This is a genomic window from Leisingera sp. UBA4491 (genome assembly GCF_002388965.1).
Lineage (GTDB): Bacteria > Pseudomonadota > Alphaproteobacteria > Rhodobacterales > Rhodobacteraceae > Leisingera > Leisingera aquaemixtae.
Genome location: NZ_DGNN01000032.1, coordinates 24800 through 49655, shown reverse-complemented (window position 1 = coordinate 49655; position 24856 = coordinate 24800). Strand labels below are relative to the sequence as shown.

Here is a 24856-nt window from a genome sequence, read left to right as displayed (position 1 = left end):
CAAACGGCGGCCCCGGGCATTTTACGAAAATCGGGCGCAGAGACCCCGCCCCTATCCTGCGCCGGGTAAGGGCAGGTTAATCCTGTCCGCTTAGTCATGGTCCTTCCGCATTTTACTGCCGAAGGCCTATGACATATATTTTTTCCCCGACCAGTCCCGGCCCGGCCGGCGGTGCCGCACCGCAGGACATTCTGCGGCTGGGGGAGCTGCTGGGCGCGCTCAGCCATGCGCTGGATCTGACCGAAGGCCAGCCCAAGGGCCATTGCGTGCGCTGCTGCTGGATCGGCATGCAGGCCGCGCGGGAGCTGGAACTGCCGCCGCAGGCGCGCTCCGACCTCTATTTCACGCTGCTGCTGAAGGATCTGGGGTGCAGCTCCAACGCGGCCCGCATCTGCCAGCTGTACCTGACCGATGATCTGTCCTTCAAACAGAACTTCAAGACGGTGAGCGGCTCCCGGCAGGGCATCGAGTTCCTGCTGCGCAACACCGCGCTGGGGGCCAGCCCGCTGCAGAAGCTGAAAACGCTGGGCCATGTGATTGCCAGGAACGGCCAGCTGGCGGGCGAGCTGATCGAGACCCGCTGCAACCGCGGCGCCAGTATCGCCCGGCAGATGCGCTTCTCCGAAGATGTGGCGGAGGGCATCGCCAGCCTGGATGAGCATTGGGACGGCGGCGGCCAGCCGCAGGGCCTGAAGGGCGCGGCAATCCCGCTGTTTTCGCGCATCGCGCTGATGGCGCAGGTGGCGGACGTCTTTGCCGCCAGTGCGGGCGCTGAGGCCGCCGCGGCGGAGCTGGAAGCCCGCGCAGGCAGCTGGTTCGACCCCGACCTTGTGCCGGTTTTCACCGCGGTGATCCGCCGCCCCGGCTTCCTGGCGGATCTGCAGGACCCGGGCCTAGAGGCAGAGGTCTTTGCCACCCCGCAGGCGCAGCATATCCATGCCGTGGATGAAGACTACCTGGATGAGATCGCGCGGGCGTTTTCGCTGGTGATCGACGCCAAAAGCCCGTTTACCCACGGCCATTCGCAGCGGGTGGCGCGCTACACCGGGCTGATCTGCGACCAGCTAGGCTTCCCGCCCGGACGGCGCCGCTGGATGGTGCGCGGGGCGCTGCTGCATGATATCGGCAAGCTTGGGATCTCCAACACCATCCTGGACAAGCCCGGCAAGCTGACGGATGAGGAGTTTGCCCTGATGAAACGGCACCCGGTGCTGGGCCACGAGGTGCTGAGCCGGATTGCCGCCTTCCAGGAGCTTGCGGATGTGAGCGCGGCACATCATGAGCGGCTGGACGGCAAGGGCTATCCTTACGGAATGGATGCCAGCCAGCTGACGCAGGAGATGCGGGTGATGGCAGTGGCCGATATCTTTGACGCGCTCACCGCCGAGCGCCCCTACCGCGCGGCAATGCCGCTGGAGAAGACCTATGCCATCATGGACGGCATGGCTGGCCCCGCCATCGACCCGGACTGCTATGCCGCGCTGCAGGATGCGGTGACCGCCAGCGGCTGGCCCTCGGCCTCGGACGCGCCCTTGGCCGCGGCGGAATGGGACCTGCCGGCGGCTGAGCGCAGCGCCTAGCTGGCGAGGTTGCGGTTCTTCTGCGAATAGAGCGCCAGCGCCGTCACCTGCCCCGCCACGATGGCCGAGAACATCAGCAGTGCCGACAGGCCGATGCTGGCGTCCGCCATCAGGGTTTCATTGAACAGCGACTGCGTCGCGCTCATCAGCACCCGGCTGCCGGGGACCAGGATCAGGATGCCCTGCACGATGTAGATCGCGCCGGTGAGGTTCAGTGTCTTGGCCAGCCAGGTGCCGTATAGGGTGATGCACATGGCGGTGACCCAGGTGCCGACGATCCAGCCGCTGCCGAAGCCGAGGTAGAGCGGCCCCCACATGCCCAGCACGGTGACCGGCAGCGCCCGCACGATATCCACCAGCCGGGCATTGAAGATCACCCCGATCGAGAACGACAGCGCGGGCAGCGCCAGATAGGGCATCCACCACAGGACTTCGTTCACGTTCTTCACCTGCGGCGTCGCCCCCCACAGCTCGGCGCCGATGCTGACGCCGATATAAATGCCGATGAACAGTTTCATCAGCACAAAGATCGACTGGGCAAACAGGCTGGAGCCGGAGATCACGTCGTTGAAGGCAAGGCATTCCAGGGAGTTGGCGATCGACAGCCCCGGCACGAACAGCACGATGGCGGCGATGCAGGTGCCCCAGACCGGCACCTCCACCCCCATGCTGCTGACCAGCGCCACCGCCAGCCCCGCGACCAGCGCCGACAGAAACTCCACCAGAATGATCCGGTCGCCGCGGCAGAACAGCTGGCAGAGCCAGACCAGGAAGCCCAGCACCGCTGACAGCGCAATCGTTGTCAGTGCGCTGCCGATCAGGGTCAGGAAGGCCGGCGGGATGGCGATATTGGCCACCATGATCAGCCAGGCAGGGTAACGGCCCGGCTCCTCAATCCCCGGATCCTCCACCGCGTTGATGCGGATGATGGTGCGGGCCAGCAGGCTGAGGTTGATCTGGGCGGGCTCCAAGCGGCGGATGATGAACTGGTTGTCCTCGTCCGGGAACTGGCAGGAGATCGAGGTGGGGGTGGCCTGCACGATCACGTTGATGCCCTGCTTCCTGGCATAGAACTGCAGGTATTTCTCGATCTTGTAGGGCGCACAGCCGCTGCGGTGCAGGGTCTCGCCTGTGTCGGCGATGTTGCGGAGCTGAGACAGGGGTGCCATGTGCCGGATGCCGTTGGTTTGGGGTGCCTTGGGGTTCAGCCCCCTTAATGGATGCGGCGCGCGGCGGCGAGTGCGGATTTTGCATGGCGGCCTGCGCTGGGTGCAAGGCTTCGCGGCCGCTGCCTCTTGCTGGCGGCGCGGTTTCGGCCCATATCTGAAGCATGCTGCGCTTCATGCCAATTCTGCTGGCCGTGCTTTATGGCCTTGTGATGTACCGGATATCCGTCTGGCGCACCAATCGCGAGCTGGACCAGCGCTCGACCGAGCTGGCGGACCCGCGGCTGAAGCGGCTGACCGACCGTCTGGCGGCGGCGCTGAACATCGCCCGCATCCCGGTGCATATCTATGAGGTCGACCCTGTCAACGGGCTGGCGGCGCCGGACGGGCGGATCTTCATCACCCGCGGCTTTTACCGCAAGTACCAGAATGGCGAGGTGAGCGCAGAGGAGCTGGCCTCGGTGATTGCGCATGAGCTGGGCCATGTGGCGCTGGGGCATGCGCGCAAGCGGATGGTCGATTTCTCCGGGCAGAATGCGCTGCGCACGGCGCTGATGCTGATCTTGGGCCGGTACGTTCCCTTCATCGGCCCCTGGATTGCCGGGGCGCTGACCTCGCTGCTGGCCGCGCGGCTGTCGCGCGGCGATGAATACGAAGCGGATGAATATGCCGCGGCGCTGCTGACCAAGGCGGGGATCGGGCTGGCGCCGCAGAAAAGCCTGTTTGCCAAGCTGGAAGAGCTGACGCAGGCACGCGCCGGCATGGCACCGGCCTGGCTGATGAGCCACCCCAAGACCGATGAGCGCATCGCCGCGCTGGAGCGGCTGGAAGCGAAATGGTCCAGGGGCTGAGCCTGCGGCAAGGTCGGGATTGAGGGGCCGGCCCCTCAAACTCCCCGGAGTATTTCAGGAAAGATGAAACACCGGTCAGCCCGCCAGGGCCTTGGCCAGCCGCGGCAGGCGGGCTTTCTTGAGCAACGGGCGGATTTCCCAGCGGCCCCCGGAGAGGCGGTTGGCCTCAGCCAGCACCTCTGTCCCCAGCGCCTCCATGCCGGTGCTGTCGTCAAGCCAGAAGCGGTAGAGGAGCTCGTCCGGGCCAATGCGCTCCAGCCCTTCTTCGGCCAGGGTGTGACGGGGGAAGTCCTTGTTGTTGACCGTCACGATAGCATCGGCATGGCCTGCGATGGCGGCGGCCAGCACGTGAATGTCGGCGCTGTCGGGCAGCCAGAGGCGGGTTTCAATGCCCGGTGCGGGGGCAACTTCGGCCTTGGGCCAGTGCGCGCGGGCCAGCGCGGTCTCTGCCTTGGCCTGCGCCGCGCCTTCGGGGCCGAGCTTCAGCGCCGCACGTTCCCATTCGCCCAGGATCCGGGCGGACCAGAGCGGGGTGAAATGGCCCAGGCGCGCCGCGCCCAGGAGCATTTCCCGCATCACCGTCGGATAGAGGACGCACGTATCGAGGAGCAGCTTCACCCCGGATCAGTCCAGCCGGAAGAACACGGCCTTCAGATAGCCGCTCTCGGCCAGCTGCGGCAGCTGCGGGTGGTCGGGGCCTGCATATCCGGTGTGGATGAGCTGGCCGCGGCGGCCCGCCTTGCCGATGCCACGGGCAGAGGCGTTGCGGAACCTGGCAAGATCGGCGGCGTGCGAGCAGGAGCAGAGGCCGAGGTAACCGCCGGGTTTCACCAAGGGGGCCGCCAGTTTGGCGACGCGCTCATAGGCGCGCAGGCCCGCCTCCAGCGCCTGTTTCGAGGGGGCAAAGGCGGGCGGGTCGCAGATCACAACATCGAAGCTTTCGCCCTCTTCCCCCAGTGCCGTCAGCACATCGAAGGCGTCGCCCTGGCGGGCGGTGAATTTGTCCTGATGCCCGCCAGCCGCGGCACCTTGGGCAGCCAGTTCCAGCGCAGCGGCCGAGCCGTCCACGCAGGTCGCCTGCCCTGCCCCGCCTGCCAGCATGGCAAGGCCGAAGCCGCCGACGTGGGAGAACACATCCAGCACCCGGGCGCCGGGCGCGGTCAGCCGCGCGGCGAAGGCGTGGTTTTCGCGCTGGTCGAAGAACAGGCCGGTTTTCTGGCCGCCGGTGAGATCGGCCATATAGGTGGCGCCGTTCATTTGCACCGGCACCGGCGCGGCGGGGGCCTCGCCTAGAAGAGTCTGGTTCTGATCGTCCAGCCCTTCCAGGGAGCGGGTGCGGCCGGAGGCGTTTTTCAGGATAACCTCGGCGCCGGTCACCTCGGCCAGAGCGGCGGTGAGCATGTCCAGATGCGCTTCGGCCCAGGCGGCGTTGGGCTGCACCACGCAGGCCGCGCCGAAACGGTCGATCACCACGCCGGGCAGACCGTCGGATTCCGCGTGAACCAGCCGGTAGAAGGGCGCATCATACAGGCGCTCGCGCATCTCCAGCGCGCGGGACAGGCGGGCGGCGAACCAGTCCTGGTCGATCACCGCCTCCGGGTCGCGGTCGAGCATCCGGGCGATGATCTTGCTTTCGGGGGTGACCGAGACCAGCCCCAGCGGGCGCTGCGCCTCATCCTCCAGCACCGCCAGGGTGCCGGGCGTCAGCTTGCGGGTGCGGCGGTCGGTCACCAGTTCGTTGGCATAAACCCAGGGAAACCCGTGCCGGATGGCGCGGGCGTTGGACTTGGGCTTCATTTTCACGCGGGGGCGCTGGAGCGCATCAGGGGAGGCTGTCATGAGGCCCTCTTAGCCGCAAGTGCTGCGCAGGGGAAGAGGCAGCCACGCGGCGGCGCGGCTGCCCGGTGCTGTTCTGCCAAGGCCGGAACCTTAAGCCGAAAGCGGCGCGCGGGTGATCGCGCTCACCTCCTCCATGATGTCGAAGATGTGGTCCGACGCCACCGTTATGCCAATGGACGCCAGGCGTTTCAGGTGCATCTCCCGGTAGGTGTCGAGATCCTCCCGGCTGCGGAACAGATAGGTGGAGCCAAAGCGGGAGGTGCCCTCTTCAATGGTCCAGATTTTCCAGAGGATCCCGGGCTCCCCGGCGATGCTCCGGGCGAGCTCCTTGGTCCCTTCCAGGAACTCTTCGGTAACGGGGCCGTCATAGGTCATATGCAGGTCCCAGATTTTCTGTGTGCTCATGTTCGTTCTCCTGTGGAAAGGCGAGAGGATTTCAGCCGTTTTTGCGGAGCTGCGCAGCGCATAGACCCGCAAGCAGCGCAAAGAAGGCCGGGTCGGACCAGCCGAAGCCGGTGAAGAGACCCGCAACGCAGGCGTACAGTGTGACGGCGGCGCCCAGAACATTGGTCCACAGCAGGCCTGTCAGGATGGTGCGGGCGGCATCGCTGCCTGGTTCCGCCGTGCGGAACAGGAAGCTGATGACCCCGATGCCGCCCAGAAAGATCGAATTGTGCTGCGACAGGAACACCGCATAGCGGTCATTCACTTGCAGCCCGTACTGCGGCCAGAGGAGTTGCGGTGCGAGGAATAGCGCGAGGGCGAAGAAGATATAGACCGCACCATGCACGGTGAGGAAGGTCTTGCTGGTCATGTTCCGTCTTTCCGCGGCTGCGGCAGTTTTCTGCGCAGCTGGTTGAGTGCCGTAATGGTCTGGCGCTGCTCTTGCCGGCTGATGCCCGAAAAAACCTGCTCCAGCGCCTGGTTGTGCACCGGCATGAACTCCGCCACCTTGGCGCGTCCGGCTTCCGTCAGGCGCAGCACCCGCGCCCGCCTGTCCTTTTCATCGACCGTCTTTTCGGCGAGGCCAGCCTGGATCAGGTTCTTAACCACAACATCCAGATTGCCCGAGGTCGAAAGCGTGAGCTGCATCAGCTGGTTGACCGACAGCGCTCCTTTGGTGCCGAGCGTTTCCAGAACGTCCCATTGCGGCGCGGTCAGGCCTGCCGACCGGAACACCGGACCCATCGCGCGCATGAACCGCTGGTGGCTGCGCAGCAGCGCCAGCACAAGAGTCTGGTTTTCCCGGTTACGGTTATCCTGTGTCATGGCGCCAATATACCCCTAGTTAGGGGTATATTCAAGGCCTGGCGCGCAAAACGCCGCAGCGCCGCCGCCTGCGGCGCCAATCCGCAGGAAGCGCATCCGCTGATGGTCTTGGGGTCCTTAGCGCGCGCGCGAGCGCCAGCCGCCGCGGCGGCGCGGCTTTTCCGTGCCCTGCAGGCCATCGCGCAGCACCGCCGTCATCGGGTGGTCCGGCTGGTCCTTGCCGTATAGCTCCAGCAGCGCCTGAATATCGGCGCGGCTGTCACGGGCGGCGTCCATACCCAGCGCCCAGTCAAAGAAGATGCTGCGGCATTGCGCGCCGGTGATGCCGTCGATCCGGTAGGATTCATAGATCAGACCGCGCGGGTCGTGTTCACTGCTGCCCTTCATCCGTTCCTTCCCCTTGCACGGCGTCCGCTATGATCGCAGCGCAGCCGCTGTAGCGGGCCTGCAGTTCCTGCTCCAGCGCGTCCAGCCGGGCATAGCCGGTGGTGCGGCAGAGGAACTGCGCCCCGCCCTCGCCGATGGCATCGGCCTCGATGGCCTTGCCGGAGAGCAGCCGCGCCGCGCATTGCACTGACCAGAATAGCCGGTAACTGGCGCCGAGGTATTCCGCATCCGCGTCATTCAGCCATCCGGCAGCGACAGCCCCCGCCAGGCCTGCAGCCACATCGCGCGCGCCGGAACCGGAGGTCAGCGCGCCCGCCTGCGAAATCAGCTCCACATCCATCATCCGCCCGGGCCCGTTCTTGGCGTCCCAGACCCCTGCCGGCGTCTTGGCGGCAGCCAGGCGCGCGCGCATCTGCGCCACCTCCTGCAGCACCTTGCCGCGCTCCCGCGGCTGCTCCAGGAGGCCCGCGCGGAAGTCCTCGATCTCTGCGGCAAGGCTGTCCTCCCCGGCGACCACCCGGGCGCGGGTCAGCGCCAGATGCTCCCACACCCAGGCCTCGTTCTGCTGGTAGAGGGTGAAGCCCGCCAGGCTGACCGCCACCGGACCCTGGGTGCCGGAGGGGCGCAGCCGCATGTCGACCTCATAGAGGCGGCCCTGCGACATCGGCGCCGACAGCGCGGTTACAAAGGCCTGGGTAAGACGGGCGTAATAGGGCCGCGTGGCCAGCGGGCGCTTGCCCTCCGACATCTCCGCCGTGCCAGGGTCGTAGATCACGATGATGTCGAGATCGGATTGCGCATGGATCTGACCGGCCCCAAGAGAGCCCATCGCCAGCACCGCCGCGCCGCGGCCCGGGGCGGGGCCGTGCTTGCGGGCGAAATGAAACACCACCTCCGGGGTGATCCCGGCGATCACAACCTCGGCCAGTTCGGCGTATTGCGCCCCGGCCTGCTGGCCGTCGGTCAGCCCGCGCAAATGGTGCACCCCGATGCGGAAGTGCCATTCCTTGCACCAGCGGCGGGTGGTGTCGAGACGGGATTCGTAATCGTCTTCCAGGGCCAGGCGGCGGGCCAGGTCCGCCTTCAGCCGGTCCGCCCCGGGCCAAGGGTCAAAGAAGGACCCGCCGATCACCGCGTCGAACACGGCGGAATTGCGCGACAGAAAACCGGCCAGCTCGCGGGAGGTGCCGGCGATGTCGACCAGCAGGTCAATGAGCTGCGGATTGGCGCCGAACAGCGAAAACAGCTGCACCCCGGCAGGCAGCCCGGCCAGGAAGCCATCGAGCGCCAGCAGGGTTTCGCCCGGCTTGGCGGTTCTGGCAACGCGGGCCAGCAGCTCCGGCTTGAGCCGTTCGAAGATCTGCGCGCCGCGGGCGGAGCGCAGCGCCGGGTAGGTCGGCCAGCGGGCGATGACGGCGCCGTCAAGCTCTGCCGTCTCCTCGGGCAGCGCGGCAGGCCGCGGCGCGGCGCCCCCAGAGAAGAACCCTTCGGTCAGCGCGTGCACCTGTTCCAGGCGCTCCCTGATGTCCGCCATCAGCGGTTCCGGGTCGCGGTCCATCAGGCAGGCGATGCGTGCGATGCCGTCTTCGGATTTCGGCATCCGGTGGGTCTGGGCGTCATGCACCATCTGGATCCGGTGCTCGACCTCGCGGTGGGCGCGGTAATGGGCGGCCAGCTGCTCTGCCGCGTCCTGCGGCACCCAGCCCTTGTCCGCCAGCGCCGCCAGCCCCTCGACGGTGCCGCGCAGGCGCAGGGATTCATCGCGCCCGCCCGCGATCAGCTGCCGGGTCTGGGTGAAGAACTCGATTTCACGGATGCCGCCGCGGCCCAGTTTCATATCGTGCCCTGGCACACTCAGCGCGCCGCCGGTGCCCTTGCTTTCCCGGATGCGCAAGCGGATGTCATGGGCGTCCTGAATGGCGGCAAAATCCAGGTGCCGCCGCCAGACAAAGGGCCGCAACGTGTTCAGGAACCGCTCCCCTGCGGCGATGTCGCCGGCACAGGGGCGGGCCTTGATATAGGCGGCGCGCTCCCAGGTGCGGCCGAGGCTTTCGTAATAGCGCTCCGCCGCCTCCATCGCCAGGCAGACGGGTGTCACCGCCGGGTCCGGGCGCAGCCGCAGGTCGGTACGGAACACATAGCCGTCGCCGGTGCGGTCGCTGAGCGCTGCGCACATGTTCTTGGTCGCGCGCACCATGCCCTGGCGCGCCTCATAGAAATCATCCGGGTCGAACCGGGTCTCGTCGAACAGGCAGATCAGGTCGATGTCGGAACTGTAGTTCAGTTCATGCGCGCCCATCTTGCCCATCGCCAGAATGGAGAGGCCGCCCGCGGTTGCGATGTCATCCTCCGTCAGCCCCGGCAGTTTCTTGCGGCGGATCAGATTGGCGATTTCCGCCTTGATGGCCACATCTGCGCACAGCGCCCCGAAATCGGTCAGCGCGCCGGTCACCTGCTCCAGGCTCCAGCCGCCGCTGAGGTCGCACAGCGCGGTCAGCAGCGCCAGCCGTCGCTTGGCCTGGCGCAGGCCGGGCTTCAGCTGCGCGCCCTCCAGCGCGCGGCAGTCCGCCAGAACGGCTTCCAGCGCCGCGCCGGGGTCCTGCAGCGCCTCCGGCAGCCAGTCCGCCTCCCGCGCGGTAAGTTCCTTGAGATAGGGGCTTGAGCCGCAGGCCCCGGCCACCAGACCGGCCAGATCGCCGGACAGGGAAGGCACCAGCCCGCGCGCCTCGGCGCCAAGCTCAGGGTCAAAGGGGCGGGGAATGCGGGTGATCTGCAGGGCGGTCGTCATGCTCCCGACACTGTTCCTGCGGCACCGCCGCGTCAATGGCCGAAATGCCGCGCATGGCGGAGACCATGTGAAAAAGATTCACATACGGGCTTGAAACCCCCGCTGCGGCTTCCGATATGCAGTAATGTGAAAGGGATTTACATACACCCGCAACCTGGAGGACCCCGATGACGAGTTTCACCCCAACCGCCCCCCACACACCGGTGCAGGGCTGGTTTTCCCGCAGCGAAGCCTGGCTGGACAGCAAGGGCAAAGGCGCCTGGATTGCCGTCATGGTGCTTGGCTTTGTGTTCTTCTGGCCGGTGGGTCTGGCCCTTCTCTTCTACATGATCTGGAGCAAACGCATGTTCAGCAAATTCTCCTGCAGCCACAAAAGCAAAACCTGGGCGCGCCACGGCTTCTCGGCGATGAAACCTTCGGGCAACAGCGCCTTTGATGCCTACAAGGCCGACACGCTGCGCCGCCTGGAGCAGGAGCAGCATGACTTCGAAGCCTTCCTGGAGCGCCTGCGCGACGCCAAGGACAAGGCCGAGTTCGACCAGTTCATGGATGACCGCGCCCGCACCGCCGATCACGGCGATGACGCGGAGGACGAGGACGAAACCAGCAGCGAACCCAAGCGCCGCTAAGCCCTGCCCCTCCTCCGGCTGCCCCGCCCCCGTCCGGGCGGGGCTTCCGCTTCCTGTCTCTTCCTTTAGCAAAGGATCCCATACATGACCGCCCTGCCCGATCCCGACTACCAGGCAGAATTCTATGCGTCTGTACCCGCCAAGCGGCTGATCGCCTGGGTCATCGACAGCATCCTGATCTTTACGCTCAGCGCCGGCGCAGTGCTGCTGACCGCCTTCACCGGGCTCCTGGTCTGGCCGCTTCTGTATCTGGCGGTGGGCTTTGCCTACCGGACGGTGACCATTGCCAACGGCTCCGCCACCTGGGGGATGCGCTTTGCCGGGATTGAGCTGCGCGACAGTGCGGGCCAGCGGCTCGACAGCGGCATGGCAGCGCTGCACACCGCGGGCTATTCGCTGTCCCTGGGCTTCCCGGTGCTGCAGGTGATCTCGATCATCCTGATGCTGACCTCGCCGCGCGGCCAGGGCCTCACCGACCATTTCCTCGGCACCGTCATGCTGAACCGGCGGGTTTGAATGAAAACCACAAGCGACCGTTAAACCATTTTCCACAACGCTACTTGGCGCACCGGAACCGCGTTGCTATCATCACCCGAAGTAGCTGCCGCTTGTTCCGTTTTTCCCGCGAAACCGCTGAAGAGTTCCGATGCGCCATACCCTTCCCATTGCACCGCAGTTTTACGTGACAGCGCCGCAGCCCTGCCCCTATCTGGACGGCCGGATGGAACGGAAGCTGTTCACCGCACTGCAGGGCGACGGGGTGGAGCAGCTCAACAACAGTCTCAGCCAGCAGGGCTTCCGGCGCTCGCAGAACGTGCTGTACCGGCCCTCCTGCTCGGAATGCTCGGCCTGTCTGTCGGCCCGGATCGACGTGGCGGCCTTCTCCCCCACCCGCAGCCAGAAACGCACCCTGAAACGCAACGCCCATCTGGAGCGGCGGGCGACGTCGCCCTGGGCGACCGAAGACCAGTTTGCCCTGTTCCGCAGCTATCTGGACAGCCGCCACGCGGATGGCGGCATGGCCGACATGGACGTGTTCGAATACGCCGCAATGATCGAGGAAACCCCGGTGCGCAGCCGGGTGGTGGAGTATGCCGAGGCGGGCAGCAACCGGCTGACCGCGGTATCGCTTACGGATGTGCTGGAAGACGGCCTCAGCATGGTCTACTCGTTCTATGCGCCGGACCAGCCGAAGAATTCGCTCGGCACCTTCATGATCCTGGATCATATCCAGATCGCGCGGGAGGCCGGCCTGCCCTACGTCTATCTGGGCTATTGGGTCCCCGGCAGCCAGAAAATGGGATACAAGGCCAAGTTCTCCGGCCTTGAGATCTATCACCAAAGCAGCTGGACGAAAATGACCAACCCGTCTGAGTTCGCGGCCGCCAGCCATCCGCTGTCGACCGATCCGATTGCCGAACAGGTCGCCAATATCCAGCTGCCAGAACAGCCCATCCACCGCAGCCGCTGATGCAGCATCTCCACGCCGTCTCGCTGGTGGTGCCGGATTATGACGCCGCCATCGCCTTTTACTGCGGCCAGCTTGGCTGGCAGCTGGCCGAGGATATTGATCAGGGAGCCAAGCGCTGGGTGCGGATCCTGCCGCCGGGCGCTGCGCAGGGCAGCCTGGTGCTGGCCCGCGCCGAAGGCCCGGAGCAGCAAGCCGCCATCGGCAACCAGTTCGGCGGCCGCGTCGGGCTGTTCCTGGCCACGGACAACTTTGGCCGCGACCACGCCGCGATGCGCGTTCAAGGCGTGACCTTCGAAGAGGACCCCCGGCATGAGCCTTATGGCACCGTAGCGGTCTGGCGCGACCCCTTCGGGAACCGCTGGGACCTGATCCAGTTCGCCTGAGCCGGCCCGCGGGCCGGACCGTCTGCGCAAGGATCCCCTGTTCATCTGGCTGAAAATATCCCGGGGTGAATGCGCGCCGCGCGCGCAGAGGGGCAGCGCCCCTCCCCCGGTAAAAAAAGCAAAGGGGCCCGCTTGGGGCCCCTTTTCCGTTTACATACACTGCCGCCGGATCAGTTCGGGATCAGCGCCGGCACGATGGTCACGATCGACGGGAAGGCCCACAGGATGGCGATCCCCACCACCTGGATCAGCACAAACGGCACGATCCCGCGGTAAATATGGGCCGTCGTCACCTCCTTCGGCGCCACCCCGCGCAGGTAGAACAGCGCAAAGCCGAAAGGCGGTGTCAGGAACGAGGTCTGCAGGTTCACCGCCACCATGATGGTCACCCATTTCGGATCGAACGACCCGCCATAGATCACCGGCCCCACAATCGGGATCACGATGTAGATGATCTCCAGGAAGTCCAGAACGAAGCCCAGGAAGAACAGCACCAGCATCACGATCAGGAAGACCGTCATCTCGTTGTCGAAGCTCTTCAGGAACTGCTGGATGTAGTGCTCGCCGCCGAAGGAGATCACCACCAGATTGAGCAGCTGCGAGCCGATCAGGATGGTGAAGACCATCGAGGTCACCTTGGCGGTTTCCCGCACCACCGGGGTCAGCACGCCGGAGCGGAACAGAACCCAGCAGCCATAGAGCAGCCCGAACAGCGCATAGAGATAGGCGGCGTAGGCCACGAGGAAGGCAATCCAGCTTTCGACGCTGACGCCGCCCTGGTTCACCCGCAGGTCGAAGTTCATGCCGACCAGGATGCACAGCATCACCGCAAAGGTGGACCAGATGATGATGCTGCCGGAGCGGCCTTCATCCTTCAGCTTGCGGTAGGCCGCCAGCATGATGGCGCCGCCTGCCCCCAGCGCCGCGGCCGGCGTCGGGTTGGTGATGCCGCCCAGGATCGAGCCCAGCACCGCGACGATCAGCACCAGCGGCGGGAACACCACCCGGATCAGATCGTTGCCCGCGCAGCGCGCGGCGGCCTCGCGGCAGCCCCACAGCGCCAGCAGCAGCGGCAGCGCAATCCACAGAACGGTCACGCCCGCCGAGGTGGTCGGCGCAATCGCCACCAGATCCACCAGCGCAATCAGCAGAACCCCGATTGCGCCCAGGATCAGCGGCTTGGCATCACGCGAAGGCGCCACGCCGCGGCCGAACGCCAGCACCAGGCCCAGCACGATCATGATCACGCTGATGCCGGTGCCAATCGGCGCCGCAGCGGCGATCTTGGCTTCGCGGGCAGCGGCGATTTGCTCTTCGCTGAGCTTCGCAGACAGAGCCACGCCGCCAGCCGCGTCGATGGCTTCCTGCTCCGCCACGGCGGCATCCCAGGCGTCCTGCCCGTGCAGCTCGATCATGGCCTCCTTGCACTGCGGCCCGACAGTGGTGCGCAGCGAGGCGGTTTCACCAGCATCCGAGAAGGTCGAGACGGTGATGTTCTGGCTGCCGATCACGTTAAAGCTCGACAGCAGGATTGCGCCGCCGATCAGCGCGGCCGGAACCGCCAGGAACCAGGTCAGGCCTTCGTTGCGGGTGATCACCTCGCCGGTGCCGCCTTCGATGGCGACCGCGGGCGCCTTGTGCGGGTTCAGCAGCGCATAGCCAAAGGCATAGGTGGCATAGAGGATCGCCAGCAAGATGCCCGGCAGCAGCGCCGCCTGGAACAAGGTGCCGACCGACACCACCGCCGGCTCGCCCAGATACGTCAGCGCGTCAGAGCAGCCCGCCTCCATCGCGCGGGTTTCCTGCGCGGTGGAATAGAGGTCGCCCGCCAGGGTGCCCAAAAGAACGATCACGATGGACGGCGGAATGATCTGGCCCAGGGTGCCGGAGGCGGCGATCACGCCGGTTGCCAGCTCCGGCGAGTAGTTGTTGCGCAGCATGGTGGGCAGCGCCAGCAGGCCCATGGTCACCACGGTCGCGCCGACGATGCCGGTGGAGGCCGCAAGGAACGCGCCCACAACCACGATCGACACCGCCAGGCCGCCGGGCAGCGGGCCGAAGACGCGCGCCATGGTGGTCAGCAGGTCGTTGGCGATCTTCGAGCGTTCCAGGGTGATGCCCATCAGAACGAACATCAGCACCGCCAGCAGGGTTTCAATCGACGCGCCCGCCAGAACCCGCTCGTTCATCCGGTTGACGATGAAGGAGACGTTGCGGTCCAGCGCCACTTCCCAGCCCTGGACGAACACCGGTTCCGCCATCCTTGGCAAATCCGGGTACCGGAAGACCGAGACCTTGTCCGGCCGGACGCCCGAGTTCACCAGGTCGCGGTAGGCCTGCGACGAGGTGTCGATGGCCTGGTGGATCAGGATGCCCGCGCTGTCCAGCGCGGCGATGATCCCGAAGGAGATGATCCCGGCGCCGCCGATGGCAAAGGCCACCGGAAAGCCGGAGAGGATGCCCCCGAAGAGGCAGAAAAATACGATGAGCAGGCCGATCTCGACGCCATCAAGTCCAAATAGCATGTTTCCGACGTCCCTTAATGCGTGCCTTCGTAGGCTTCTTCACCCTCTCCAAGGCTGTCCTTGTCGAGGTATTTGTTTTCGCTGCCCTGGCCTTCGACGAACTCCAGGAAGGAGCGGTAGAAGAAGGCGATGGCGTGCAGGAACACGAGGCCCGCGAAGGCGATCAGCAGGATCTTGAACAGGAAATAGGCGTTGAACCCGTTGGGGCTGAAGCCGATGGTTTCCACGTTCCAGCGCAGGGCGCGGGATTTCATCACCAGCCGCTCCAGCGTGTCCGAAGCCGAGGGGTTCGGCACGATCAGGTGCCGCCACAGGAAGAACCAGCCGTACATCCACGTCAGCACCGCGGCGGGCATCATGAAGATCAGCGAGCCGACCATGTCCACCACCTTTTTGGCGCGGAAGCTGATGCCGGAATAGATCAGGTCCACCCGCACATGGCCGCCCTGCACAAAGGTGTAAGTCACGCAAAGGCAGACCACCAAGGCATTGTAAAACTTCAATTCCTCGGCAAACCAGCTGATGTCCTGGCTGAACGGGATGCCAAAGCCGAAGCTGATGTCGGGCCGCGCGAACACGCGCTGCAGGAAGACGATGATGATCTGCTGCACCACCATCAGAAGCCCCGCCCAGGCAAAGAAGCGGCCAATGGTGTTGGCCATCCCCTCCAGCCCGCGGACCATGGCCCACATGAAGCTGCGGAAATAGAGGCCGATGGCGGTCAGCACCAGGAAGGTGGTGAACACGACAAAGAAGAATTCGACCGAGCCGCCATAGTAGACGAAGCGCATGATCGAAGCCTTGTCGGACCAGTCGAGCCAAAGCTGCGGATGGGTGACGGCGTAGCCGAGATTATAAAAGGCGCCGGCGATGTTCTGGATCAGCCAGACAAGTCCGCCCCAGATTGCGCCAAAGAAGGTGATGCCACTCTCTTCCTGCATGTTTCCCCCGGGAAGATTGCTGCGAAGTTGCGGCTGAGGGCTGGGCACACGGCGCTGCTGGCCGGCCGTCCCGCGCTACGGGCAACTGCATATGGACCCCCCGCCTGCGGCGGGGGATCCGGTTAATGACGGTCAGGCGGATCAGGCCAGGACGCGGTCGCGCTGAACGCGGTAGGCGCCTTCGGATTTGGTGATCCAGCCGGAGGAGGCTTTCATCGAGGACTCGACGCTGCCGCGGATTTTCGCGAACAGCTCGTCGCCCATGAACTCGTCCAGGGTTTCCTTGGTGGCCTTGCCGAAGGCGTCCCAGACGCTGTCCGGGAATTCCAGGGTCTTGACGCCGCCGGACTGCAGGCGCTGCAGCGCTGCACCGTTGTTGTTCATGAACTGCGCCAGGCTCCACTGGTGGCCGGCGGCCGATGCCATCTCGATGATCTTCTGATGGGCCGGCGACAGGCTTTCGAACACTTCGCGGTTGGTGGCAACCGACAGCGCCGCGCCCGGCTCGTGGAAGCCCGCGGTGTAGTAGGTCTTGGTGATTTCCTGGAAACCAGCCTTCTCGTCCGCCCAGGGGCCGCTCCACTCGGTGCCGTCGATGGCGCCGGAGGACAGCGCCTGATACACTTCGGAACCCGGAATGTTCTGCACCGAGGCGCCCAGCTTGCCCAGCGCCTTGCCGCCCAGGCCCGGCATCCGGAACTTCAGGCCGTTGAAGTCTTCGGGGCCAGAGATTTCCTTGTTGAACCAGCCGCCGGACTGCGGGCCGGTGTTGCCGCCGATGAAGGACTTCAGGCCAAAGATCTGGCCCAGCTCATCATGCAGCGCCATGCCTTCGCCGTGGTAGTACCAGTTGGTCAGTTCCTGCGGGGTCATGCCAAAGGGCACCGCGGTGAAATACGCATAGCCCGGGTGCTGGCTGACGAAATAATAGTCGGCAGCGTGGTACATGTCGGCCTGGCCTGCGGTCACGGCGTCGAACACTTCGAACGCGCCAACCAGCTCGCCTGCGGCTTTGACGTCAACGGTCAGGTCGCCACCGGACATGGCCGTGATGGAGTCGGCAACATATTGTGCAGAATCATGCACACCGGCCAGACCGCGGCCCCAGGTGGTAACCATGGTCAGGGTGCGCTTGCCCTGGGCATATGCCGGCGCGGCCAGGGTGCTGGCTGCTGCGGCGGAGCCGCCCAGTGCGGACGTCTTCAAAAAAGAACGGCGATCCATAAAGTATTCCTCCCATTATCATTCGGATTGCCCGGAAGGTCCCCCCGGGCGGATCGGTTCGAGTGCGGCCAGCCTAGCGGCGGCGAATTTTATGTGAATACCTAGTACTGCGTAGAACGGCACGTTTTTCGCGGCTGCACCGGGTCAGTTGGCGCATTTTTGGCGCGAATCGCTGAATGTTGGCACACGCCTGGGGCGCAAATGTGTCGCGTGCCTTTGATTCCTCTGGGCGGCCGGGCAATGATTCGGTACAAGTTTTTGACCAATTCCGGGACCCCATTGATGCGTCTGTTCCAAACCCTTTTGCGCCCGACCTACGCGCAGAAACTGTCGCTTTTGATGACCTTGCCGCTGATCGTGGCAGGCACGGCGATTGCGGTTCTGGTGGGCTATCAGTCGCGCGCCCTGGCAGAGCGCGAGATCCAGGCGCTGGAGATGCAGCTGCTGGCCGCCAAGAAGGCGGAGCTGCGCAACTACGTGACCCAGGCCCGCAACGGCTTTGCCCATATCTATGGCCTGGCAGCACCCGATGATGCAGAGGCCAAGGAACAGGTGGCGCAGATCCTCAGCGCGATGATCTACGGCAAGGACGGGTTCTTCTTTGTCTACGACTACGACGGCACCAATCTGGTCAGCCCGCGGCAGACCGAGTTCATCAACCGCAACTGGGCGGGACTGACCGACAGCGCCGACGTGCCGGTGGTGGATGAGTTCATCCGCCTGGCGCGCGACGGGGCTGGCTGGCACAGCTTCACCTGGGAAAAGCCCTCCACCGGCGAGGAGGCGCAGATGATCGCCTATGTGCTGGGGCTGCAGGACTGGCAATGGGCGATCGGCACCGGCGTGTTCATCGACGATGTGCTGGCCACCGTCGCCGCCTCAAGGGCGGAGGTGGAGGCGCGGGTGCGGCGCACCTTCTTTTACATCGGGGCGATCACGCTGATTTCGCTGGGGCTGGTCTTTGCCTCCGGCATGTTCCTGAACATCCGCGAGCGGCGGCTGGCGGATGCCAAGCTGAAGGAGCTGACCCAGCGCGTGTTCGACGCCCAGGAGGAGGAGCGCGGCCGGGTGGCGCGGGAGCTGCATGACGGGATCAGCCAGCTGCTGGTCGGGGTGCGCTACGCGCTGGACAACACCCGCCGCCGCCTGACCCGCGGCGATGGCGAGGGCGCGGCGGCGCCCCTGGAGAAAGGCACCGAAAGCCTGCTGACCGCGATCACCGAAGTGCGCCGGATCAGCCGCGACCTGCGCCCGGGCGTGCTGGACGACCTCGGGCTGGGCCCGGCGCTGAAGGCGCTGACCGATGATTTCGCGGCCCGCACAGGGATCGAGACGGCGTTCTCCACCGTGGTGTTCCGCAACCGGCTGGATCAGGATTCCAAGATTGCGCTCTACCGCATCGCCCAGGAGGCGCTGACCAACATCGAACGCCATGCGGAGGCCACCAAGGTCAGCATCGATCTGCGCGGCCATACCAAGGGCGCCACCATGCGGATCACCGACAATGGCCGCGGCCTGCCGCCCAGGGATGCCCGCACCGGCCCCGGGATCGGGTTGCGCAACATGCAGGAGCGGATTGAGCAGCTTGACGGCACCTTGCGCATTCTGTCATCACGGGGCACCCAAAGCGGCACGGTGATCGAGGCAAGCCTGCCTCTCAGCCATTTGCTGCCGCCGGGCGAGGAGGGAACGCCTGCACAGCTGCCGTGACCGGGGAGGATGCGGCAAGGTGCGAGGCTCCCGGGCAATGGAATGCTGCATTGGGGGAATGATGGCTGATCCGGTAAAGGTTCTGATCGTGGATGACCACCCGATGGTGGCCGAAGGCATCCAGTCGATCCTTGAGAGCTATGACGACATTCAGGTGGTCGGCTCGCTGACCGATGGCCGCGATGCGGTGAACCAGATGGGCAGGCTGGCGCCTGACGTGGTGCTGATGGACCTGAACATGCCCAAGCTCGGCGGCCTCAGCGCCACCGAGATCATTCTGGAACAGCACCCCGGCACCCGCATCCTGATCCTGTCAATGCATGACAGCGCCGAATATATCTCCACCGCGCTGAGCCACGGCGCGATGGGCTATGTGCTGAAGGATGTCCCGACCGATGAGATCAAGCAGGCCATCGACGCGGTAATGGAGGGGCAGACCTATCTCTGCACCGGTGCGGCCGGCTCCCTGAAGCCCAAGGATAACGGCGCCCGCGAGGCGCTGACCGGGCGCGAGCAGACCATCCTGCTGGAGCTGGCGCAGGGCAAGTCCAACAAGGAAGTCGCCCAAGCGCTGGATATCTCTGTCAGAACCGTCGAAACCCACCGCAAGAATATCAAGCGCAAGCTGGGCATATCCTCCACTGCCGGCCTCACCCGCTATGCGCTGGAGCATGGGGTGCTGCAGGGCACCGGCGCCGCGTTCTGATCCTCCCTGCTCCTAGTTCAGACTGGCCAGCAGCGCCTGGGACGGATCGCCCGTTGCCGGCAGGCCGCGGCTGGACTGGTAGCCGCTGATCGCAGCGCGGCTTTTCGGACCCAGCACGCCGTCAGCACCGCCGGTATCGAAGCCTTTGGCCGTCAGGCGTTTCTGTAGCTGGATGCGGTCACCCTTGGTCAGACCGTATGTGTCCGGCGGGAAGCCCGCACGCAGCGGGCCGCCTCCGGCGATGCGGTCGGCCAGGTGGCCCACCCCGATCGCGTAGGCATCGGAGTTGTTGTAGCGCTTGATGGCGTTGAAATTGCTGGTGACGGCAAACTTCGGCCCGCCCGCCTGCGGCTGGAGGATGCGGCCTGCGGGGGTGCCGGGCGCCCCGGCCTCGCCGCCCCATTTCAGCCCGCGGGTCCAGCCGTTTCTTTGCAGATACGCGGCGGTGGACGCCAGCGCGTCGCTCGGGTCCTCCGACCAGATATCGCGCCGCCCGTCGCCGGTGAAATCCACCGCAAAGGCCTGGTAGGAGGTCGGAATGAACTGGGTGTGCCCCATGGCGCCGGCCCAGCTGCCGGTCATCCGGGCGGGGGTGATGTCACCGCTCTGCAGGATCTTCAGCGCCGCCAGCAGCTGCTTTTCAAAGAACGCCCCGCGCCGTCCGTCATAGGCCAGCGTCGAGGTGGCGGAAATCACCGGCACGTCACCGCGGCGCTCGCCAAAGAAGCTTTCCAGCCCCCAGATGGCGCAGATGATTTCCGCATCGACGCCATAGGCCCGCTCCAGCGCCTGCAGGGTGGCGCCGTGGCGGGCAAAGGCGGCGCGGCCCTTGGCCAGCCGCTCGTCCGAGACGGCGATGGACAGGTAATCCTCCAGTGAGCGCTTGAACTCGGTCTGGTTGCGGTCGCGCTTGATGACCCCCGGCAGATACCCCGCCCCGCGGAACGCCTCGCGCAGAGTGGCCGGGGAAATTCCGCTGGCCTCGGCCCGGGACCGGAAGGCCGCCACCCACCGGTCATATCCGGCATTGGGCACCGGCCGCAGATCCGCCGGCAGGCCGGTGCTGCGGGAGCTGCCCCCAGCCGGCACCGTGCTGCTGCAGGCCGCAAGCCCAAACGCTGCAAGACCAAACCCGAAATGACGCCGTGTGATATTCATGTTATCTGCCCGTTCCGCTGATTGCCGCCTGCCTTATGCGGCAGGGCTTTTGCCGGACAGGCTGCCAGAAACAGCGCGGGCCGCCAAGGTCCGGAATAGCGCCAGAGCGAAGACCTGCCGCCCTAGCGCCCCGCCTGCTGGTCCGGTGGCCGTTCGGCCGTGAAGCGCGCCCGCGGGAAGCCTGCGCGGCCAAAGATCTCCCAGATCCGCTGCTCCACGTCCGGCGCGCCGATTTCCAGGCAATTCTTGCGGAAATACCAGGTCAGGAACTGCGCATAGCCGCCCTGACGCGCCAGCGCCCGTTGCAGCGCCCCGGCGAACTGCCCCGGCCCGGTGACGGTTTCCGCCATGTGGTGAAAGTCGGACGTGCCATAGAGAATGGCGGGCGTGCGGTGCAGAAACCCTTCCATCGCCGCCGTCGAGTTGACCGAAACCGTCACGCAGCTGGCGGCGAGAATATCGTGGATGTTGGCGCCACTGATCACCACCCGGCTGTCCCCGGCCGCGATCTCTGCCAGCTCCGCCATGGTTGCGATGCTCGCCAGCAAGGGATGCGGCTTGACCAGCACGGTCTTGCTTCCCGCCCCCTGCAGCACATCCTGCAGCATCGCGATATCGGTAAATTCTGTTGCCCCGGTCCGGACCGGGTAAGATCCCTGGAAAAATACCGAAATGCACCCCTGCGGAATATCCTCCCGCTCCCTTGGCGCGCTGTAGCGGGTCCGGCGGGCGTCCTTCCACGTCCGTTGCAGCCGCCCGTAGAACTGCTTGGCGTACTGGTAAGGGATCATATCCTCCCGGAAGTCCCGGGCCGCGATGGAGCTGAACCCGCGGGTTCCCTCCGGGTCCAGATGCCAGAAGCCATCCAGATACGCCAAGGCCGCATTCAGCACATTCGGCATCTGCACGCTGCGGTCATCCAGAATGTGCAGATTGCCGTCCTCGAAGCGATCCCCGGGAACCTGCCGCGTGCGGCTGGTGATGCCGGCGTCCAAGGCGCGGATGTCACAGCCGATCCCCTCTGCCGCCAGCATTTTCTGAATCACGCCGAAAAGCTGCAGGAAGCCGCGTGAAAGGTCGCTCTCAATATGCTTTTTGCGCAGATGGATAATGACTTTGGGCACCGGCGGCTTCCTGCGGAATACTGCACACGAGTATCCCGATCCCGCGCGGCAGGTCCAGCCCCCTGACGCAGGCCCGGTCAATCCCGCAGCGCGTCGGCACGCAGCCCCTCACGCTCGTAATGGCGCGGCAGGACCCTGCCATAAAGCTGCCGGGTGCGCTCCACCCCGCCGCACATGCCCTCCTGCTCGACAAAGGAGAAGATCCCGACATAGCGCCTGCGCGCCCCCTCGACCGGGGCCACCCGGTGCAGCGAATAGCGGCCCCGGAAGATCTGCAGGTCGCCGGGCCGCAGCACCAGCCTGCGCACCAGCGGCGAGCCGCCCGCCAGCACCCGCGCAACGCCATCGAAATTCTCATCCGCCGGGGTGCGCAGCATTGGCACGTATTCGAACGCGCCGCCGCTCTCGCCGTTCTGGATCGCCAGCGTCACGGTGTAATTGTTGGTATCGAAATGCCAGGGGAAGCCCTGCCCCGCCTCGACCATGTTGATGATCACATCGGCCAGCGGATCGTCATAGCGGAAGAACCGGTCCTCCGGCTCTCCCAGCGCTTCGCGGACAAAAGGCATGAAGCCGGGGTGTTCGTAGATCGCGCGCAGCGGGCTGTCCGGGCCAAAGTTGTCCGCAGGGACAAAGGCGTTGGAGCGGCCGAAAAACTGCCGCACCGGATGGGTTTCCGGCAGGGTGCTGTCGTCCTGGGAGAAATAGGGATTGGTGCGGCTGAAGGACCTGTACCCCTGGCCTGCCACCGCGTCGGCCTCCGCCACCAGCCTGGCAACGCCGTCCTGATGCACGAACCCGGGCAGCACCGCACAGCCGTCCGCTGCAAGATCGCGCTGCAGATCCGCAATCAGCCGGGCGCAGGCGCTGGAGCCGGGCCGGTCGATGGGATAGCGTCCGAGATCCACCAGATCGGAGAGTTGAACCATGTCCGCTTCCTTCCCTTCTATCCTTTGCTGAGGCTGAGCTTGCCTGCTGCGGGAGCACCGATCTGGCACAAACGGGACACGGGCGTGCCGGATTTGAACGATTTCCCGCCTCAGCGGGCCGCCGCTTTCGCGGAAATTTCGCCGCACCCCGGGGCGCAAGCAAGAAAATGTCTCCGGGAGCGTCCTTTTTGACACGTTTGCCGGTTGACGCCCCTGTCCGGCGCCCATAATGTCCGCTGCAACGCAATGAGGAGCCTGTGGACGTGACCACCCTAGTCGTAATCGTAGGAACCATGCGCATGGGCCGGTGACGGTTGACCATAATCGAACCCATGCGCCTCCGACTTGAAATCGGGGGCTTTTTTTATGCGTAATGACGATGCCGCCAATTGGAGCAAAAAGCAGATGACACGTGAGATGACCGGCGCGAAAATGGTTGTTCAGGCCCTGAAGGATCAGGGGGTGGACGTAGTCTTCGGATACCCTGGCGGCGCCGTGCTGCCGATCTATGACGAGATCTTTCTGCAAAATGACATCCGCCACGTTCTGGTCCGTCACGAACAGGGCGCGGTCCACGCGGCAGAGGGCTATGCCCGCTCCACCGGCAAACCCGGCGTTGTTCTGGTGACCTCCGGCCCCGGTGCCACCAATGCGGTCACCGGCCTGACCGACGCGCTTTTGGACTCGATCCCGATCGTGGTGCTGACCGGCCAGGTGCCGACCTTCATGATCGGCTCCGACGCCTTCCAGGAGGCCGACACCGTGGGCATCACCCGCCCTTGCACCAAGCACAACTGGCTGGTCAAGGACACCGATGCGCTGGCAAGGACCCTGCATGAGGCCTTCCACGTCGCCAAGTCCGGCCGCCCCGGCCCGGTTCTGGTCGACATTCCCAAGGACGTTCAATTCGCCAATGGCAGGTATCAGGGCCCGAAACCTTCGGCGTCGCACTACCAGCCGCAAGTGAAGGGCGACATGGCGGAGATCACCGAGCTGGTCGAGGCCATCGAAAAGGCCAAGCGCCCGGTGTTCTATACCGGCGGCGGTGTCATCAACTCCGGCACCGCCGCCAGCCAGCTGCTGCGCGAGCTGGTTGACGGCACTGGCATTCCGATCACCTCGACCCTGATGGGCCTGGGCGCCTACCCTGCGTCCGGCAAGAACTGGCTGGGCATGCTGGGCATGCACGGGCTGTATGAGGCCAACATGGCGATGCACGGCTGCGACCTGATGATCAACATCGGCGCCCGGTTCGATGACCGGATCACCGGCCGCATCGACGCCTTCAGCCCCAAGTCGAAGAAGGCGCATATCGACATCGACCCCTCCTCGATCAACAAGGTGATCCGGGTCGATATCCCGATTGTCGGCGACGTCGCTCATGTGCTGGAGGACATCCTGAAGGTCTGGAAATCGCGCGGCCGCAAGGTGAACCGCGAGGCGCTGGCCAAATGGCAAAAGCAGATCGACGAATGGCGCGCGGTGAACTGCCTGTCGTTCAAGAACTCGGAAAAGACCATCAAGCCGCAATACGCTCTGCAGCGCCTTGAGGCGCTGACCAAGGGCCGCGACCGCTATGTCACCACCGAGGTCGGCCAGCACCAGATGTGGGCGGCCCAGTACCTGGGCTTTGAGGACCCGAACCGCTGGATGACTTCCGGCGGCCTCGGCACCATGGGCTATGGCTTCCCGGCCTCGATCGGCGCGCAGATGGCGCATCCCGACGCGCTGGTGATCAACGTCGCGGGCGAGGCATCGTGGCTGATGAACATGCAGGAGATGGGCACCGCGGTGCAGTTCCGCCTGCCAGTGAAACAGTTCATCCTGAACAACGAGCGCCTGGGCATGGTGCGCCAGTGGCAGGAACTGCTGCACGGCGAGCGCTACAGCCACAGCTGGTCCGAGGCGCTGCCCGATTTCGTGAAGCTCGCCGAGGCCTTCGGCTGCAAGGGCATCTGCGTCAGCGATCCCGCCGAACTGGATGATGCGATCATGGAAATGATCGACTACGACGGGCCGGTGATCTTCGACTGCCTGGTCGAGAAGCACGAGAACTGCTTCCCGATGATCCCCTCGGGCAAGGCGCATAACGAGATGCTGCTGGGCGAAGCCGAGACCCAAGGCGTCATCCAGGCCGGCGGCGCAGTGCTGGTGTAACCGCGGCAGCGCCGCAAAT

Annotated in this window: 23 protein-coding genes; 9 read left to right on the top strand and 14 right to left on the bottom strand. The window is 65.4% G+C overall.

Going from position 1 to position 24856, the window contains the following annotated elements:
* Nucleotides 1-128 precede the first annotated feature (128 nt).
* A complete protein-coding gene (locus B2P87_RS19640) occupies nt 129-1580 on the top strand; it encodes an HD-GYP domain-containing protein (RefSeq protein WP_141890099.1) in 1452 nt (483 codons plus the stop codon).
* Here B2P87_RS19640 and B2P87_RS19635 read toward each other — a convergent pair.
* On the bottom strand, nt 1577-2749 hold the full coding sequence (locus B2P87_RS19635; protein ID WP_141890098.1) for a threonine/serine exporter family protein: 1173 nt from the start codon (nt 2747-2749) through the stop codon (nt 1577-1579). The genes B2P87_RS19640 and B2P87_RS19635 overlap by 4 nt on opposite strands.
* A gap of 161 nt (nt 2750-2910) precedes the next feature.
* Here B2P87_RS19635 and B2P87_RS19630 point away from each other — a divergent pair, with 161 nt between their 5' ends.
* Nucleotides 2911-3597: a M48 family metallopeptidase gene (locus B2P87_RS19630; protein WP_141890097.1), complete on the top strand. Its 687-nt coding sequence runs from the start codon at nt 2911-2913 to the stop codon at nt 3595-3597.
* 75 nt (nt 3598-3672) lie between these two features.
* Here B2P87_RS19630 and B2P87_RS19625 read toward each other — a convergent pair whose 3' ends face one another.
* From B2P87_RS19625 to B2P87_RS19595, 7 genes are all read right to left on the bottom strand, one after another.
* A complete protein-coding gene (locus tag B2P87_RS19625; RefSeq protein WP_141890096.1) occupies nt 3673-4215 on the bottom strand; it encodes an RSP_2648 family PIN domain-containing protein in 543 nt (180 codons plus the stop codon).
* Between the two features lie 6 nt (nt 4216-4221).
* The gene (locus B2P87_RS19620) at nt 4222-5436 is read right to left on the bottom strand and encodes an RSP_2647 family RNA methyltransferase (protein WP_141890095.1); all 1215 of its coding nucleotides are present in this window, start codon (nt 5434-5436) and stop codon (nt 4222-4224) included.
* Nucleotides 5437-5526: 90 nt separating this feature from the next.
* Nucleotides 5527-5841, bottom strand: coding sequence for a monooxygenase (locus B2P87_RS19615; protein WP_058288029.1), 315 nt, complete (start codon nt 5839-5841; stop codon nt 5527-5529).
* 31 nt (nt 5842-5872) lie between these two features.
* Nucleotides 5873-6250: a hypothetical protein gene (locus B2P87_RS19610; protein ID WP_141890094.1), complete on the bottom strand. Its 378-nt coding sequence runs from the start codon at nt 6248-6250 to the stop codon at nt 5873-5875.
* The gene (locus B2P87_RS19605) at nt 6247-6705 is read right to left on the bottom strand and encodes a MarR family winged helix-turn-helix transcriptional regulator (RefSeq protein ID WP_141890093.1); all 459 of its coding nucleotides are present in this window, start codon (nt 6703-6705) and stop codon (nt 6247-6249) included. The genes B2P87_RS19610 and B2P87_RS19605 overlap by 4 nt, the downstream gene beginning before the upstream one ends.
* A 117-nt stretch (nt 6706-6822) precedes the next feature.
* Entirely contained in the window at nt 6823-7092 is a 270-nt protein-coding gene (locus B2P87_RS19600) for a hypothetical protein (protein WP_141890092.1), read from the bottom strand.
* A complete protein-coding gene (locus B2P87_RS19595; protein ID WP_141890091.1) occupies nt 7076-9880 on the bottom strand; it encodes a glutamine-synthetase adenylyltransferase in 2805 nt (934 codons plus the stop codon). The genes B2P87_RS19600 and B2P87_RS19595 overlap by 17 nt, the downstream gene beginning before the upstream one ends.
* 167 nt (nt 9881-10047) lie before the next feature.
* Here B2P87_RS19595 and B2P87_RS19590 point away from each other — a divergent pair, with 167 nt between their 5' ends.
* The 4 genes from B2P87_RS19590 to B2P87_RS19575 all read left to right on the top strand — a co-directional run bounded on the left by B2P87_RS19590 (nt 10048) and on the right by B2P87_RS19575 (nt 12363).
* Nucleotides 10048-10509 (top strand): DUF2852 domain-containing protein, encoded by a 462-nt coding sequence (locus B2P87_RS19590; protein WP_141890090.1) that lies wholly within the window; start codon nt 10048-10050, stop codon nt 10507-10509.
* Between the two features lie 84 nt (nt 10510-10593).
* Nucleotides 10594-11025, top strand: a complete 432-nt coding sequence (locus tag B2P87_RS19585; RefSeq protein ID WP_008553980.1) for an RDD family protein — start codon at nt 10594-10596, stop codon at nt 11023-11025.
* Nucleotides 11026-11155: 130 nt separating this feature from the next.
* Nucleotides 11156-11980 carry an arginyltransferase gene (locus B2P87_RS19580; RefSeq protein ID WP_058288023.1) on the top strand — a complete coding sequence of 275 codons (825 nt, stop codon included), beginning with the start codon at nt 11156-11158 and terminating at the stop codon, nt 11978-11980.
* Nucleotides 11980-12363, top strand: a complete 384-nt coding sequence (locus B2P87_RS19575; RefSeq protein WP_141890089.1) for a VOC family protein — start codon at nt 11980-11982, stop codon at nt 12361-12363. The genes B2P87_RS19580 and B2P87_RS19575 overlap by 1 nt, the downstream gene beginning before the upstream one ends.
* Nucleotides 12364-12533: 170 nt before the next feature.
* Here B2P87_RS19575 and B2P87_RS19570 read toward each other — a convergent pair whose 3' ends face one another.
* The 3 genes from B2P87_RS19570 to B2P87_RS19560 all read right to left on the bottom strand — a co-directional run bounded on the left by B2P87_RS19570 (nt 12534) and on the right by B2P87_RS19560 (nt 17053).
* Nucleotides 12534-14888 (bottom strand): TRAP transporter large permease, encoded by a 2355-nt coding sequence (locus tag B2P87_RS19570; protein WP_058288021.1) that lies wholly within the window; start codon nt 14886-14888, stop codon nt 12534-12536.
* Between the two features lie 14 nt (nt 14889-14902).
* On the bottom strand, nt 14903-15829 hold the full coding sequence (locus B2P87_RS19565; RefSeq protein WP_141890088.1) for a TRAP transporter small permease subunit: 927 nt from the start codon (nt 15827-15829) through the stop codon (nt 14903-14905).
* Between the two features lie 141 nt (nt 15830-15970).
* Nucleotides 15971-17053 carry a TRAP transporter substrate-binding protein gene (locus B2P87_RS19560; protein ID WP_141890087.1) on the bottom strand — a complete coding sequence of 361 codons (1083 nt, stop codon included), beginning with the start codon at nt 17051-17053 and terminating at the stop codon, nt 15971-15973.
* A 282-nt stretch (nt 17054-17335) separates the two neighbouring features.
* On the opposite strand from B2P87_RS19560, the gene B2P87_RS19555 reads away from it, so the two are divergent.
* On the top strand, nt 17336-18763 hold the full coding sequence (locus B2P87_RS19555; RefSeq protein WP_141890086.1) for a cache domain-containing protein: 1428 nt from the start codon (nt 17336-17338) through the stop codon (nt 18761-18763).
* Between the two features lie 61 nt (nt 18764-18824).
* The gene (locus B2P87_RS19550; protein WP_008553820.1) at nt 18825-19469 is read left to right on the top strand and encodes a response regulator transcription factor; all 645 of its coding nucleotides are present in this window, start codon (nt 18825-18827) and stop codon (nt 19467-19469) included.
* Nucleotides 19470-19481: 12 nt separating this feature from the next.
* Here B2P87_RS19550 and B2P87_RS19545 read toward each other — a convergent pair whose 3' ends face one another.
* From B2P87_RS19545 to B2P87_RS19535, 3 genes are all read right to left on the bottom strand, one after another.
* Nucleotides 19482-20627 (bottom strand): lytic murein transglycosylase, encoded by a 1146-nt coding sequence (locus B2P87_RS19545; protein WP_141890085.1) that lies wholly within the window; start codon nt 20625-20627, stop codon nt 19482-19484.
* A gap of 122 nt (nt 20628-20749) precedes the next feature.
* Nucleotides 20750-21751, bottom strand: coding sequence for a hypothetical protein (locus B2P87_RS19540; protein ID WP_141890084.1), 1002 nt, complete (start codon nt 21749-21751; stop codon nt 20750-20752).
* A gap of 77 nt (nt 21752-21828) precedes the next feature.
* Nucleotides 21829-22680 (bottom strand): HalD/BesD family halogenase, encoded by an 852-nt coding sequence (locus B2P87_RS19535; RefSeq protein ID WP_141890083.1) that lies wholly within the window; start codon nt 22678-22680, stop codon nt 21829-21831.
* 405 nt (nt 22681-23085) lie between these two features.
* Between B2P87_RS19535 and B2P87_RS19530 the strand changes: the two genes are divergently transcribed.
* A complete protein-coding gene (locus B2P87_RS19530) occupies nt 23086-24837 on the top strand; it encodes an acetolactate synthase 3 large subunit (protein WP_141892056.1) in 1752 nt (583 codons plus the stop codon).
* The last annotated feature ends 19 nt before the right edge of the window (nt 24838-24856 follow it).

Excerpts from the sequence above, each read along its gene's own strand:
- B2P87_RS19640 (WP_141890099.1), top strand. The coding sequence starts at position 129 with ATGACATATATTTTTTCCCCGACCAGTCCCGGCCCGGCCGGCGGTGCC.
- B2P87_RS19635 (WP_141890098.1), bottom strand. The coding sequence starts at position 2,749 with ATGGCACCCCTGTCTCAGCTCCGCAACATCGCCGACACAGGCGAGACC.
- B2P87_RS19630 (WP_141890097.1), top strand. The coding sequence starts at position 2,911 with ATGCTGCGCTTCATGCCAATTCTGCTGGCCGTGCTTTATGGCCTTGTG.
- B2P87_RS19620 (WP_141890095.1), bottom strand. The coding sequence starts at position 5,436 with ATGACAGCCTCCCCTGATGCGCTCCAGCGCCCCCGCGTGAAAATGAAG.
- B2P87_RS19615 (WP_058288029.1), bottom strand. The coding sequence starts at position 5,841 with ATGAGCACACAGAAAATCTGGGACCTGCATATGACCTATGACGGCCCC.
- B2P87_RS19610 (WP_141890094.1), bottom strand. The coding sequence starts at position 6,250 with ATGACCAGCAAGACCTTCCTCACCGTGCATGGTGCGGTCTATATCTTC.
- B2P87_RS19605 (WP_141890093.1), bottom strand. The coding sequence starts at position 6,705 with ATGACACAGGATAACCGTAACCGGGAAAACCAGACTCTTGTGCTGGCG.
- B2P87_RS19600 (WP_141890092.1), bottom strand. The coding sequence starts at position 7,092 with ATGAAGGGCAGCAGTGAACACGACCCGCGCGGTCTGATCTATGAATCC.
- B2P87_RS19595 (WP_141890091.1), bottom strand. The coding sequence starts at position 9,880 with ATGACGACCGCCCTGCAGATCACCCGCATTCCCCGCCCCTTTGACCCT.
- B2P87_RS19590 (WP_141890090.1), top strand. The coding sequence starts at position 10,048 with ATGACGAGTTTCACCCCAACCGCCCCCCACACACCGGTGCAGGGCTGG.
- B2P87_RS19585 (WP_008553980.1), top strand. The coding sequence starts at position 10,594 with ATGACCGCCCTGCCCGATCCCGACTACCAGGCAGAATTCTATGCGTCT.
- B2P87_RS19580 (WP_058288023.1), top strand. The coding sequence starts at position 11,156 with ATGCGCCATACCCTTCCCATTGCACCGCAGTTTTACGTGACAGCGCCG.
- B2P87_RS19575 (WP_141890089.1), top strand. The coding sequence starts at position 11,980 with ATGCAGCATCTCCACGCCGTCTCGCTGGTGGTGCCGGATTATGACGCC.
- B2P87_RS19570 (WP_058288021.1), bottom strand. The coding sequence starts at position 14,888 with ATGCTATTTGGACTTGATGGCGTCGAGATCGGCCTGCTCATCGTATTT.
- B2P87_RS19565 (WP_141890088.1), bottom strand. The coding sequence starts at position 15,829 with ATGCAGGAAGAGAGTGGCATCACCTTCTTTGGCGCAATCTGGGGCGGA.
- B2P87_RS19560 (WP_141890087.1), bottom strand. The coding sequence starts at position 17,053 with ATGGATCGCCGTTCTTTTTTGAAGACGTCCGCACTGGGCGGCTCCGCC.
- B2P87_RS19555 (WP_141890086.1), top strand. The coding sequence starts at position 17,336 with ATGCGTCTGTTCCAAACCCTTTTGCGCCCGACCTACGCGCAGAAACTG.
- B2P87_RS19550 (WP_008553820.1), top strand. The coding sequence starts at position 18,825 with ATGGCTGATCCGGTAAAGGTTCTGATCGTGGATGACCACCCGATGGTG.
- B2P87_RS19545 (WP_141890085.1), bottom strand. The coding sequence starts at position 20,627 with ATGAATATCACACGGCGTCATTTCGGGTTTGGTCTTGCAGCGTTTGGG.
- B2P87_RS19535 (WP_141890083.1), bottom strand. The coding sequence starts at position 22,680 with ATGGTTCAACTCTCCGATCTGGTGGATCTCGGACGCTATCCCATCGAC.
- B2P87_RS19530 (WP_141892056.1), top strand. The coding sequence starts at position 23,086 with ATGACACGTGAGATGACCGGCGCGAAAATGGTTGTTCAGGCCCTGAAG.